Origin of the sequence: Pseudomonas sp. 51_B, from assembly GCF_017491595.1 — a bacterium.
GTDB classification, from domain to species: domain Bacteria; phylum Pseudomonadota; class Gammaproteobacteria; order Pseudomonadales; family Pseudomonadaceae; genus Aquipseudomonas; species Aquipseudomonas promysalinigenes.
In genome coordinates this window covers 90,062-103,104 of sequence record NZ_JAFGYW010000013.1, presented here as the reverse complement: position 1 = coordinate 103,104, position 13,043 = coordinate 90,062, and the positions used below count along the sequence as shown (strand labels likewise).

Here is a 13,043-nt window from a genome sequence, read left to right as displayed (position 1 = left end):
ACATGCTTCGGGCGCAACCTGCCCGAGGGGGTGGGGAGAGCTTTACCTCCCCACCCCCGAGCGTCTGGGGCGGCCCCCAGGCCGGTGGCGCCCAAAGGGGGCGCGATTTTGCAAGGCGGGAACCGACGCGCAGGCAGTCCAGCGGCACGCTGGCCCACCATTAACGTAGTTAATGTGTAGTGGGTTACACTTTGTGTCTCAGAAAGTCGTTGCATAAAACTTTGCTCCATTTGCATACTTATTAAAAAATAAGAAGAGCAATAGGAGATGCCGTGATGATTAACTCTAACGTGATTGCTTTGCCAGCCGATAAGCGCAACCTCTGGATGCAAGCGGGAAAAACTTTCCCAGGAAAAAAGCTAAATGATGTGATGATAAGAGCACTTGCCGATATATCAGTCGGCCAGGAGCAAATGTATTTTTATGAGATCCGGCGCATAGATGCTCCGTTAGCTTTTGATGCGCTATTAACGATTCAGAGCACACGCGCTGCACATAGGTATATTGAGGCGGATCACGAAGGTTTTAGAGAAGTCCTAAGAGTTGAGCAGACGCTGTTTGACGCTATGATGAAAACTATATCTCTGCTGCTGGATGTCATTGCTGGAATACTCTTACCTCATTCGAGTGGTGGAGGTACACCGCCAGAGCCACCTTATGTTGTCGACAGCACTGAAGGCAAGCCATATGTGCCTACCTGGAAACGGAACTTGGCGAGAATTGACTTCGACGAGCCGGCTTTATGATGTACGGTATATTGCGTACTAAAAAGCTTAAAAGCCTAAATGCCGTGCGCCGGTCTTCTAATCACACCTTCAGAGAGCAGGCTACGCCTAACGCCGACCCCACCAGACTAAAACAAAATCGCACGGTCGGAGCCAGGAGCACTAGCCAACTCTTGGACGCTGTGCAGAGCCAGTTACCAAAGAAAAGGAGAAGCGATGCAGTTATCTGTATTGAATACCTAATAACCGCCTCCCCTGAGCTGTTTAAGCGCCATGGTGGCCATTTAGACGACTTGGGCGAAGGATATTTCAGTGACTCTCTTGCGTGGTTAAGGAAGCGCCATGGAGAGGCTAACGTCCTGAGTGCAACTGTGCACCTTGATGAATCGACGCCCCATATGGTCGCTTACGTAGTGCCTCGTACACAGGATGGACGATTGTCCTGTCGAGACTTCCTGGGCAGCCCCGCAAAGTTAAGGGAGATGCAAGACGACTTTCATCTTGCCTGCGGTTCCAAGCGCGGCTTGAAGCGTGGATTAAAAGGCTCCAAGGCTAAGCATGAAGCCGTAGCATCATTCTATACAGCCCTGACGGAATTTAACCTTGCGCCTCAGCTTTGCCGAAAGGACTACGCGGCTGCGGCGTTTGGGATTAAAACTGAGGCCTGGAAGCAGGCGGAAGTCATAGCACAGGCTAACAATTTGCTCGCAAAACGCGAGTTGCGTAGAAGAAAAGCAGATCGATCTAGGCAAAAGAAACTAGAGGCCATGAGATTAGACATCGTCGGAAAACAGCAGGCTGCTAAGCATCGAGAGATCGAAGACGCTATGAAAACTGCCGACCTTGAGCGTCGCTCCGAGTCCCTAGCTGAAAGAGAAAAAGAGATTCGTCAGATCGAGAGTCATGTCTTATCAATAGAAGCAGAGAGAGACGCCTTGGCGCGTCGCTTTGAAATTCTAGAGCTTAGTACAGGCGAAAAAAGAAAGGCCCCACAAGGGGGCCGTGAACTCGCAAATGAACGGAGTCTAAGTTGATTGAGGTCTGCTACTCCGAGTAGCTGGGTGTGGTGCCCACAAGCTTTTCACCAGTTCCTTCCCAGAGTGCTCCACCTCTTTGTTCGCGCAAGACTGACAATAGAACCCAATTCCTACGTAGTAAGGGGGCACTTCACTGCTGCCGCACATTTCACAGCCATCATAATAGGTCACGCCGTTCCTATCAATTAGCATAATTAGCCTCTCTTGGTGAGTATCGTTTATGACTGGGGTTGGAGCCGTGATGGCGTTTCTTGGAACACTATTAATAACTGTAACCGAATGGCTAAGCGTCCTCGATTTTGAATTTCCCCTGGCTGCAAATGTGATTATCACCGATCTTCAAGCCAATGATCTTGTATGTTTTCTCGCCGTAGACGGTTTTGCTCTCTTCTCTAATCAGCATCAGGGGAGCTACACCGTTATATTTCTTGAACAAGTCAGGTGCCTGGAGTAAATTTTTTAAGCCATAGGGGTTTCTCCAAATTTTTGTTTTTACAATTTCCGCCACCTCACCCTCCAGTGATTTGAAATCTTCCTCTTGAAGCTTGTTGACTGAGCGAATCAATGTGAGGACATTTTTTACTCCAAAAGGTTGGTACTGCCTTACTCGCATAGTTTGTAATGCTGCACGAACTCGCTCTCCGTGCCTGATTGATGCCAAGTCTTCCTGTTCCCGCAAATCATCGGTTTCTGCGTCCTTACCCTGGCTGTCAAAATTTGAAACGGCCGTGTCGAACCCTTTAGCGAGGTATTTGAATATGTAGCTTGAAGCACTGCCGATATTTGGATCTCCAATTTCAATTTTTAACTGTCCGTAGAGTGGGAATTGTTCCTTGCTAGCCTCAATGAACGGGTGGACTGCTTCGGGCGTGGCAAAAATCAAGAGATGCCAATGTACAGACCCATCTTTATGGGTTTCGGCTGTTCTGATACCAAAGTATGTGTCAATCCCGCTTTTAAAATTTCGCTTATTCAAGAGCGATCTAATGCGTGCCCAAGCTGAGGAAATATAATCATGACTTGCCTTAATTCCTAATTTGGGGTTATAGCTACATTTCCCTTTCAAAGGGTTCGGGTGGTATTCAGGCGGTGCTGTGTAGGTTACAAATAGCCATCCCATTCCCCGGTCTTTCGCAATAGATTCAAAATTTTTGGATATCCAATATAATTCTTTGAATCGATTTACAGCTGCCCGCTCAGCTAGTTCAGATAGCGAGATTTTGTTTCCTGTGTGAGTGTTTACGATTACCTTGCTACTCAGGTAATCATCTAGGTCGCTTTTTCTAAGTCTTATTTTTTCTACAGTAACATCAGAAGAATATAGCTGGGCTGCGTGAGAGAGGCCACCGACTGTTTTGAGTGCCGCTTCAGCATTGAGTCTTGCAATATCTGCTTCGTATTGTATTCGGCGCCTCCAATATTTTCGTGACATTGACTTTGCGATCACGGCCGGCGCAGAAGAACCAGTAATCGTGATTGCATAGAAGTTGGTTTTAAACTCGACCCTGGTGTTGAAATATTCAAAATCATAATCCTGGTTTGCTGAAAACTGTCCAGCTATTCTGACTGCCAGGTAGGATATCTGCTTCGGAGAAAGAGAATGGAGCGGGGGTAGTGACTCAGCCGTAACGGTCAAGCCAATAGTTGAGTAAATCTCTTTTTCCGTCTGTATTTTTCGTTCAGTTGGCACTGTGGTTCCTTTGATATGTGATTTTCTTCCTTGAATTGAAAAATCATGTTGCAGCCCTCGTGGCATCGAACATAGGCAGGCGGAGCAAAGATTCCCTGCCCCAGAATTTATATCATCACAGCCAGGTAGTCTTGGATGTGGAGGTTTAGCTATTGATGAAGCAAAGGAGAACTGGCTAAGTTAGTATTAGCCAGTATCGTAGAGATCTAATATCTCTAATGTTATGCTCGCTTTTTAGGCGCCCAGGTGAATTTCAACTTATCCCAAATGGCAGGGCCATTTTTCACAAGGAGATGAATTTCTTTTTTGGGGCGCTGGTCGAGTGCAAGCACGGCCATGCAATCTTCCCAAATTGATCTTTCAAGGCTACGAAGCTCACTGAGCTCAAAAGGAAATGCTTTACCATTATAGAGCGCGAGCAGAAAGCGACCGCATACTCGGCTCTGTCCCGAATCCTGGTTGGCGACTTCTACTAACCTGTGCAATGCGGGCAGGCCCACAGCCTCGGTAGCTGCACGTTGTCGCTCATAGTCCATGAGCTGTCGCTTCCAGGCTTCTTGTTTTTCAGTGCTAGTCATTGAGTTCGAGGGCGATGCCACAGGACACGGCTGCGGGATGTTGGAGTGATCCATTATTGCTTCTCCCTCAATGCCGCTCTTCCTTCTACCCAATCTTGAACTTCAGCCAGTACCCAACCAACGGGTGCGCCTCGAGAAGTGCTATCACTAAGCTTGACAGGTCTAGGAAAGCTTGAATCACTTTTCAATCGTTTATAGATGGAGTTTCGGCCCAACCCGGTGATGGCTTCGACATCACGCATGCGGATGATGACAGACCGAGGATTGATGATCTCGGACGCCCAAGATGTGTTGCTAGGGCGGGGGAAGGGAAGGGTGAACATATCTGAGCCCGTTATAGGTGATGACGGCCTCAGATTGACGAAAAGCTCTCAATTAGTCTTTGCAATTGCAAAAGTGGTTTTTGCAATTGCAAAATATCTTAGCGGTTAATTCGTTGCTTTGTTAGCTTTTCCCTAGCCTCAGCTTTAGCGATGGTGATTTTCTCCGCTTCAGCGGCTGCCGCTTTAGCTTCAGCAAAAAGCTTAGTAAGTGTGCTGGCGCTTGCGCCTCTCCACCCTTTGTCTTCTATTTCTGCTGCAATTTTTCCCTGGTCGTAGTGGGGTTTATTTTGCTCTGATAGTAACAATTCCAGCAGACCAGCTACTGTTAGAAGGTACGAAGTCTTCACAGAGGTACTTGCTGATTCAAGTTTTTCCTCCGCCAGTCTTCGGGCATTGCGCTCGATCTCCAGCTGTTGCTGCAGTTTCGAGATTTCGTTGCTTTCAATGGTGGGTATGCTCTTGGCAGCTACAAAGGTTACAGGGTGAGGCAAGGCAGGTACGCTGTTGATCAATTCTTGTATTGTTATTGTGTCTCTAGTAACGGCTTCAATGTCAGACGATCTGAATACCGCGCAGTATCGTGTGGTTTTGCAGTTCAGCTTCCAGATCGTATTGCAGCTCGACCCTCCTGAGTCGCTCTGTTCCTTGCACGTTTGCGTAGGCCCTTGAACTACGATGTGCTTGAAGATGGTCAGAGTATTGATTATAGGTTGGTCGACATATTCTAAGGTGGTAACGCGAAGTTGCTCTGGATTAACCAGTAACTGTTTGCCGGAGGCTCGTACTTTCCTGTTTGTTTCGAGCTCAAATCCTATTGCATCGTCACAGCTTATATATGCAGGACACCTTCCGATTGCGCAGAGGGTTTTTAAGTCTCGCAGGGTGAATTTATGATTGCCGGCTCTGTTGAGAGTCTCAACGGCGCGCGCCGGATTAATCCATAGTTCTTCCATTATTAGTTCCCTGTCGTCGCGAGCTTATCTAGATAGTCTGCATACCACTGCATCATTACGGAGCGTTTATCCAAATACTGTGCTTTATTGTAAACGCCCGAAACACCTGCTTCTTTGTGAGCAAGTTGGACTTCAATATGATCCTTAGGCCATCCGTGTTCGCGTAACAAGGTACTTGCAGTATGGCGAGTGCCATGTCCAACCAAGCGACCTTTGTACCCGATACTAGCGAAAACTTTGTTAATGGTATTCTCGCTAATCATAGGGTTTTTGGGGCCTACTCCAGGAAACAGCCATCTGCTTCGGCCTGTAACCCTCTGGAGATCCTTAAGTGCGGCTATTGCTTGTAAAGGAAGGGGGCTAACGTGATCACGGCCCATCTTCATTTTTTCATCTGGTATCATCCAGACACCTGCCTCGAGGTCAAACTCAGACCACTCGGCAAAGCGAACGACACCTGGTCGTGAAGCTGTCCAGATACAAAGCCAGGCAGCGGTTCGGGCAGGGAGCCGGCTGGTTGTATTTTTTAGTGCTCTAATGAAATCCGGTAATTCGCCCTCAAGAAGATGAGGGTGCTGCTTTGTTGTTGGAGCTGCATCCGCAATATCTCGCAGCCTACTTGCAGGATCGTTCTCAGTGAGGCCAAGGCCGATAGCTCGACCGAAGATCTGATTAAGCCAAGAACGGCACTTCTCAGCGACATTGTGGGCACCACGGGCTTCAATTGATGCCTGGAGACTAGCGCAGTCGTTGCGAGTGATCTCATCAAGCAGCTTGTCACCCAACGCAGGGAGGATGTCTTTCTCCAGGTAGGTTTGCATTTTTTCTAGCGTCGTTTTAGCTAGGCCTTGATCAGTCTTGGATTGCAACCACCCAGCAGCAGCGGAGCGGAAGGTTCGTGTCCTAGCAACCTCGAGTGCCGCTTTAGCTGCGCGCTTTTGCTCAAGCGGGTCAATACCTTGGCTCACCAGCTTTCGATGCTCAGCTGCCTTGCTTTTAGCTAGAGCAGCACTGACTTCCGGGTAGCCACCCAGACCAAGCCAAGCCCAAGAGCCGCCGGGCTTCTTATATCTCAATTGCCACGATTTTCCTCCGTTTGGCTTCACACGAAAATAGAGGTTTTCGCCATACAGCTCGCGAAATTCCGTGGCTTCTGGCTCCAAGGCCGCAAGGACTGTGTCAGCGAGGGGGCGGCGCTTGATCTGCGAGCGCTTCATCTGTGTATCCCAAAGTTAGAGATTTTTGGGAGGATACAGGTGGGGATACAGGAAAGGAAGGAGTGAAGGGAGATGGATAGAGACAGCCAGAAACAAGAAAGCCCGCACAGGGCGGGCTTTACAAGTCATTTCTTCTCGTTTTTACACTGCCAGAGACAGGTAAAAACATGCGGTTGGTGCCCCGAGGGAGACTCGAACTCCCACTCCTTTCGAAAACGGATTTTGAATCCGCCGCGTCTACCAATTCCGCCATCAGGGCGTGTGGCGCGCAGTATAGAGACATGCCTTTGGTCGGTCAATCGGCTTTCATGGTCTATTTTCACACATTGGGCTAAACTTCCCGGCCCTGTCGAACCCGAACATCATCATGCGCGTCGCCGATTTCTCCTTCGAACTCCCTGATTCCCTGATCGCCCGCCATCCTCTGGCCGAGCGCCATGGCAGCCGTTTGCTGGTCCTCGATGGGCCGAGCGGTACGCTGGCACACAAGCAATTCCCGGATCTGCTCGACTATCTGCAGCCTGGTGACCTGATGGTGTTCAACAACACCCGGGTGATCCCGGCGCGGCTATTTGGCCAGAAAGCCTCCGGCGGCAAGCTGGAGGTGCTGGTCGAGCGCGTGCTCGACAGCCACCGAGTGCTGGCCCATGTGCGTGCCAGCAAGGCGCCCAAAGAGGGCGCGGTGATTCTTGTCGACGGCGGAGGCGAGGCCGAGATGGTCGCCCGCCACGATACGTTGTTCGAACTGCGCTTTACCGAAGAGGTGTTGCCGCTGCTCGATCGGGTCGGTCACATGCCGCTGCCGCCCTACATCGACCGCCCGGACGAAGGCGCGGATCGTGAGCGTTACCAGACTGTCTACGCCGAACGCGCCGGGGCCGTCGCAGCGCCAACTGCCGGCCTGCACTTCGATCAGGCGCTGCTGGAAAAGATCGCCGCCAAGGGCGTGGAGCGCGCGTTCGTCACGCTGCACGTGGGCGCAGGCACCTTCCAGCCGGTGCGCGTCGACAAGATCGAAGACCACCATATGCATAAAGAATGGCTCGAAGTGAGCCAGGATGTGGTCGACGCCATCGAGGCCTGCCGCGCCCGTGGCGGCCGGGTGATCGCCGTCGGCACCACCAGCGTGCGTTCGCTGGAGAGCGCGGCGCGCGACGGCGTGCTCAAGGCGTTCAGCGGCGACACCGACATCTTCATCTACCCAGGCCGGCCCTTCCATGTGGTCGATTGCCTGGTCACCAACTTCCACCTGCCGGAGTCCACGCTGCTGATGCTGGTCTCGGCCTTCGCCGGTTACCCCGAGACCATGGCTGCCTACGCGGCAGCGGTGGACAACGGTTACCGCTTCTTCAGTTACGGTGATGCCATGTTCATCACCCGCAATCCGGCGCCACGCGGCCCAGAGGATCAAGCATGAGTCGCACCTGTCGAATGTCGTTCGAACTGCTGGCTACCGACGGCAAGGCCCGTCGTGGCCGGTTGACCTTCCCCCGTGGCACGGTCGAAACCCCAGCCTTCATGCCAGTGGGTACCTATGGCACGGTCAAGGGCATGCTGCCGCGTGACATCGAGGCCATCGGTGCCGAGATCATTCTGGGCAACACCTTCCACCTGTGGCTGCGCCCAGGCACCGAGGTGATCAAGAAGCACAACGGCCTGCACGACTTCATGCAATGGAAAGGTCCGATCCTTACCGACTCTGGCGGCTTCCAGGTGTTCAGCCTGGGTGCCATGCGCAAGATCAAGGAAGAGGGTGTAACCTTCGCCTCGCCGGTCGATGGCTCCAAAGTGTTCATGGGCCCGGAAGAGTCGATGCAGGTCCAGCGCGATTTGGGCTCGGACATTGTCATGATTTTCGACGAGTGTACGCCGTACCCGGCCGAGCATGATGTGGCGCGCACCTCCATGGAACTGTCGCTGCGCTGGGCTCAGCGCTCGAAGAATGCCCACGGCGACAACACTGCCGCGCTGTTTGGCATCGTCCAGGGCGGCATGTATCAGGACCTGCGCATGCGCTCGCTCGAAGCGCTGGAAAACATCGGCTTCGACGGCCTGGCCATCGGCGGGCTGTCGGTTGGCGAGCCCAAGCACGAAATGATCAAGGTGCTGGACTACCTGCCAGATCAGATGCCCGCTGACAAACCTCGTTACCTTATGGGAGTAGGCAAACCTGAAGATCTGGTTGAGGGTGTGCGCCGCGGCGTCGACATGTTCGACTGCGTGATGCCTACGCGCAATGCGCGCAACGGCCACCTGTTCGTCGATACAGGGGTGATCAAGATCCGTAACGCGTTCCATCGCCACGATGATTCGCCACTGGATCCGACCTGTGATTGCTACACCTGCACCAACTTCTCCCGTGCCTACCTCCATCATCTGGACAAGTGCGGCGAAATGCTGAGCAGCATGCTGAATACCATCCACAACTTGCGCCATTACCAGCGCTTGATGGCCGGTTTACGCGAGGCTATTCAACAGGGTAAATTGGCCGCCTTCGTCGACGCCTTCTACGCCAAGCGCGGGCTTGCTGTGCCGCCTTTGGACTGACTGTTCGCAATTATTATTAGAAAATTACATTAGGAGTGCCCAATGAGCTTCTTGATCCCCGCCGCATACGCGGACGCTGCAGCACCCGCCGCTGGCCCCGCCGGTACCGGTTTCGAGTGGATTTTCCTGGTTGGTTTCCTGGTCATCTTCTACCTGATGATCTGGCGCCCACAGGCCAAGCGTGCCAAAGAGCAGAAGAACCTGCTGAGCAACTTGCAAAAGGGTGACGAAGTTGTCACCAACGGCGGCATCGCCGGCAAGATCGTCAAGGTTTCCGATGACTTCGTGGTACTGGAAGTTTCCGATACCGTCGAACTGAAGTTCCAGAAGGGTGCCATCGCGGCCACCCTGCCAAAAGGTACGCTCAAAGCTATCTGAGTTACCGGTTTCATTTTTTCCAGTCGGGGCGCGCAAAGCGCCCCGCGTCTTGAACGGGCGGCGTGATGCTGAACAAATACCCTCTGTGGAAATACGCACTGATCCTGGTGGTACTGGCGATCGGTTTCATTTATTCCGCTCCCAACCTCTACCCGGACGATCCGGCGGTGCAGATCAGTGGTGCCAGCTCGGCGCTGCAGGTCAAGCAGGCCGACCTCGATCGCGTCAGCAAGGCGCTGAGCGATGCTGGCATCACCGTCAAGGGTGCCAGCCTGGGTGAGAAGGGCAGTGGGCTGATTCGCCTGAACAACCAGGAAGATCAACTGCCAGCCAAGGATGTTGTGCGCAAGGCGCTGGGCGATGATTACGTCGTGGCCTTGAACCTGGCTCAAACGACGCCGCAGTGGCTGCGTAACCTGGGCGCAAGCCCGATGAAGCTGGGCCTGGACCTGTCCGGTGGTGTGCACTTCCTGCTGGAAGTGGACATGGACAAGGCCATGACTGCCCGCATGAAAGTCTACGAAGGCGAGGTCAAGACCTTGCTGCGTAAAGAGCGCGTTCGCTACCGCAGCCTGCCGCCGCAAGATGGCGCTGTGATGCTGGGCTTCGCTGACGACGCCACCCGCGAACAGGCACGTGCCCTGATCCGCAAGAATTTCAATGATTTCGACCTGACCACCACCGAGCGCAATGACCTGGCGGTGCTGCGTCTGGCGCTGACCCAGGCGAAAGTTGCCGAGATCCGCGAGTACTCGATCAAGCAGAACCTCACCACCGTGCGCAATCGTGTGAACGAGCTGGGTGTGGCCGAGCCGCTGGTACAGCGTCAGGGTGCCAACCGCATCGTGGTCGAGCTGCCGGGCGTGCAGGACACTGCCGAAGCCAAGCGCATCCTCGGCAAGACCGCCAACCTGGAGTTCCGCTTTGGCGCCGAGCCTGGTGCTTCCAAGGCTACTACCGAGGTCTTCGAGTTCCGCGAAGGCAACCGCTCCGCTGCTGTGGAGCGTGGCCTGATCATCACGGGTGACCAGGTGACCGATGCCCAGGCGAGCTTCGACGAGCACGGTCGTCCACAGGTGAACATCCGTCTGGACGGTCACGGTGGTGAACTGATGAGCCGCGCAACCCGCAGCAATGTGGGCCGCAGCATGGCGGTGATCTTCATCGAGCAGAAGCCGGTCACACGCTATGTCAAGCAGACCGTCGACGGCGTCGAGAAGGACGTTGCCGTTCAGAGCTTCCAGGAAGAGAAGAAGATCATCAGCCTGGCAACCATTCAGTCGCCACTGGGCAGCCAATTCCGTATCACCGGCTTGAACGGCCAGGGGGAGTCGTCGGAACTGGCCCTGCTGCTGCGTGCCGGTGGCCTGGCGGCGCCGATGTACTTCGCTGAGGAACGCACCATCGGCCCTAGCCTGGGTGCGGACAACATCACCAAGGGTATCGATGCGTCGCTGTGGGGCATGCTGTTCGTCTCGCTGTTCATCATCGCCATCTACCGCGGCTTTGGCGTGATCGCCACCATCGCCCTGGCAGGCAACATGGTGCTGCTGCTGGCGCTGATGTCGCTGCTCGGTGCAACCCTGACCCTGCCGGGTATTGCGGGTATCGTGTTGACCATGGGTATGGCGGTGGACGCCAACGTGCTGATCTTCTCGCGTATTCGCGAGGAGCTCAAAGCCGGCATGTCGGTACAGCGCGCGATCCATGAAGGCTTCAATCGGGCCTACACCGCGATCATCGACGCCAACCTGACCAGCCTGCTGGTCGGCGGCATCCTGTTCGCAATGGGTACAGGTCCGGTCAAGGGCTTTGCGGTGACCATGTCTCTCGGGATTTTCACCTCAATGTTCACCGCCGTCATGGTGACTCGCGCAATGGTCAACCTGACCTGCGGCGGGCGTGACATCAAGAAGCTGTGGGTTTGAGGGAGCTACGATGAAAACCATCAATTTCATGGGCGTGCGTAATGTCGCGTTCGGCATTACCGTGCTCCTCACCGTGCTGGCGCTGTTCAGCTGGTGGCAGAAGGGCCTGAACTTCGGCCTGGACTTCACCGGCGGCACGCTGATCGAGCTGACCTACGAGCGCCCGGCTGACCTGAAGGCGGTGCGCGCCGAGCTGGTCGACTCCGGCTTCCACGAGGCTGTGGTGCAGAGCTTTGGCGCCACCACCGACCTGCTGGTGCGTATGCCGGGCGATGACCCGCAGTTGGGTAACAAAGTGGCAGCTGCGCTACAGAAGATCGGTGGCGACAACCCAGCGACCATCAAGCGAGTCGAGTTCGTCGGCCCGCAGGTAGGTGAAGAGCTGCGCGATCAAGGTGGCCTCGGCATGCTGCTGGCCTTGGGCGGTATCCTCATTTACCTGGCATTCCGCTTCCAGTGGAAGTTCGCCGTGGGCGCGATCATCTCGTTGATTCACGACGTGGTGGTCACCCTGGGCATTCTGTCGTTCTTCCAGATCACCTTCGACCTGACGGTACTGGCAGCGGTGCTTGCCATCATCGGCTATTCGCTCAACGACACCATCGTGGTCTTCGACCGGGTGCGTGAAAACTTCCGTGTGATGCGCAAGGCGTCTTTGATCGAGAACATCAACGTCTCGACCACCCAGACCCTGCTGCGCACCGTGGCAACCTCGGTCTCGACCTTGCTGGCCATCGCTGCGCTGCTGTTCTTTGGGGGCGATAACTTGTTCGGCTTCTCGCTGGCGCTGTTCATCGGCGTCATGGCAGGTACCTATTCATCGATCTACATCGCCAACGTGGTGCTGATCTGGCTGAACTTGAATAGCGAAGACCTGATTCCACCCGCGAAAACCGACGGTGTGGATGATCGTCCCTGACGATTAGTCTTACTCCGTTCGGCGACCCCAAAGGCGCGAGTGTTGAACTCGCGCCTTTTTTTTTGCTCCAAGGCAGGGAGAAAGCAGGTTGACTCCTGCAGGTACAACAGGAGGTTCATGTGAACAAATCAATGCTGGTAGGCGCTGTACTGGGTGCTGTCGGTGTAACCGCCGGAGGTGCTGTGGCCACCTACAGCTTGGTGAACAAAGGGCCTGAATATGCCCAGGTCACCGACGTGCAACCGATCAAGCAACAGATCAAGACACCGCGTGAGGTGTGCAAAGACGTTACCGTCACGCGCCAAGCGCCGGTCAAGGATCAGCACCAGATTGCCGGTACTGTGGTCGGCGCGCTCGCCGGTGGACTGCTGGGTAACCAGATTGGCGGCGGCACTGGCAAGAAGATCGCCACCGTGGCCGGTGCTGTCGGTGGTGGTTATGCGGGCAACAAGGTGCAGGAAGGCATGCAGCAGCGTGACACCTATACCACCACCCAAACTCGCTGCAACACCGTGCATGACGTCAGCGACAAGGTAGTCGGGTATAACGTCAAATACACGCTTGGCGACAAGGCGGGGCAGGTGAAGATGGATCACGAACCAGGCTCGACCATTCCTGTGGACAAGAATGGCAAGCTGATTCTCAGTGAAGCTGGGCAGTGATGGGCGTATCTGCGCTGGCCCCTGCGGCGTAAGCTTTGAGGTCTGCGTCGCTCTGGTTGGCTTCGGTTGACCTTTGATTGCGCTAC

13 protein-coding genes and 1 tRNA gene are annotated in these 13,043 nt (G+C 54.3%); 8 read left to right on the top strand and 6 right to left on the bottom strand.

Annotation, left to right across the window (positions count from 1 at the left end; translation table 11 throughout):
* Positions 1-275: 275 nt before the first annotated feature.
* Both J5M56_RS15615 and mobV read left to right on the top strand, forming a co-directional pair.
* Entirely contained in the window at positions 276-746 is a 471-nt protein-coding gene (locus J5M56_RS15615; RefSeq protein WP_207937265.1) for a hypothetical protein, read from the top strand.
* Complete coding sequence (gene mobV / locus J5M56_RS15610) at positions 743-1,759, top strand: MobV family relaxase (protein ID WP_207937264.1); 1,017 nt, start codon at positions 743-745, stop codon at positions 1,757-1,759. The genes J5M56_RS15615 and mobV overlap by 4 nt, the downstream gene beginning before the upstream one ends.
* Positions 1,760-2,045: 286 nt before the next feature.
* Here the strand turns inward: mobV and J5M56_RS15605 are convergent, their stop codons facing one another.
* From J5M56_RS15605 to J5M56_RS15580, 6 genes are all read right to left on the bottom strand, one after another.
* On the bottom strand, positions 2,046-3,452 hold the full coding sequence (locus tag J5M56_RS15605; protein ID WP_207937263.1) for a replication endonuclease: 1,407 nt from the start codon (positions 3,450-3,452) through the stop codon (positions 2,046-2,048).
* A 221-nt stretch (positions 3,453-3,673) separates the two neighbouring features.
* Complete coding sequence (locus J5M56_RS15600) at positions 3,674-4,084, bottom strand: hypothetical protein (protein ID WP_243430791.1); 411 nt, start codon at positions 4,082-4,084, stop codon at positions 3,674-3,676.
* On the bottom strand, positions 4,084-4,353 hold the full coding sequence (locus tag J5M56_RS15595; RefSeq protein WP_243430790.1) for an AlpA family phage regulatory protein: 270 nt from the start codon (positions 4,351-4,353) through the stop codon (positions 4,084-4,086). Before J5M56_RS15595 ends, J5M56_RS15600 begins: the two co-directional genes overlap by 1 nt.
* 98 nt (positions 4,354-4,451) lie before the next feature.
* On the bottom strand, positions 4,452-5,306 hold the full coding sequence (locus tag J5M56_RS15590) for a hypothetical protein (RefSeq protein ID WP_207937262.1): 855 nt from the start codon (positions 5,304-5,306) through the stop codon (positions 4,452-4,454).
* A gap of 2 nt (positions 5,307-5,308) precedes the next feature.
* Positions 5,309-6,523: a tyrosine-type recombinase/integrase gene (locus J5M56_RS15585; RefSeq protein WP_207937261.1), complete on the bottom strand. Its 1,215-nt coding sequence runs from the start codon at positions 6,521-6,523 to the stop codon at positions 5,309-5,311.
* 174 nt (positions 6,524-6,697) lie between these two features.
* A tRNA-Leu gene (locus J5M56_RS15580) sits at positions 6,698-6,782 on the bottom strand.
* A 108-nt stretch (positions 6,783-6,890) separates the two neighbouring features.
* Here J5M56_RS15580 and queA point away from each other — a divergent pair.
* The 6 genes from queA to J5M56_RS15550 all read left to right on the top strand — a co-directional run bounded on the left by queA (position 6,891) and on the right by J5M56_RS15550 (position 12,957).
* Positions 6,891-7,940, top strand: coding sequence for a tRNA preQ1(34) S-adenosylmethionine ribosyltransferase-isomerase QueA (gene queA, locus J5M56_RS15575; protein ID WP_060479405.1), 1,050 nt, complete (start codon positions 6,891-6,893; stop codon positions 7,938-7,940).
* A 14-nt stretch (positions 7,941-7,954) separates the two neighbouring features.
* Complete coding sequence (gene tgt / locus J5M56_RS15570; RefSeq protein WP_186477794.1) at positions 7,955-9,070, top strand: tRNA guanosine(34) transglycosylase Tgt; 1,116 nt, start codon at positions 7,955-7,957, stop codon at positions 9,068-9,070.
* Positions 9,071-9,112: 42 nt separating this feature from the next.
* On the top strand, positions 9,113-9,448 hold the full coding sequence (gene yajC / locus J5M56_RS15565) for a preprotein translocase subunit YajC (protein WP_008092587.1): 336 nt from the start codon (positions 9,113-9,115) through the stop codon (positions 9,446-9,448).
* Between the two features lie 65 nt (positions 9,449-9,513).
* Positions 9,514-11,376, top strand: coding sequence for a protein translocase subunit SecD (gene secD / locus J5M56_RS15560; protein WP_186477653.1), 1,863 nt, complete (start codon positions 9,514-9,516; stop codon positions 11,374-11,376).
* Between the two features lie 10 nt (positions 11,377-11,386).
* A complete protein-coding gene (secF, locus tag J5M56_RS15555; protein WP_060479408.1) occupies positions 11,387-12,295 on the top strand; it encodes a protein translocase subunit SecF in 909 nt (302 codons plus the stop codon).
* Between the two features lie 119 nt (positions 12,296-12,414).
* Positions 12,415-12,957 carry a glycine zipper 2TM domain-containing protein gene (locus tag J5M56_RS15550; RefSeq protein ID WP_060479409.1) on the top strand — a complete coding sequence of 181 codons (543 nt, stop codon included), beginning with the start codon at positions 12,415-12,417 and terminating at the stop codon, positions 12,955-12,957.
* Positions 12,958-13,043 lie beyond the last annotated feature (86 nt).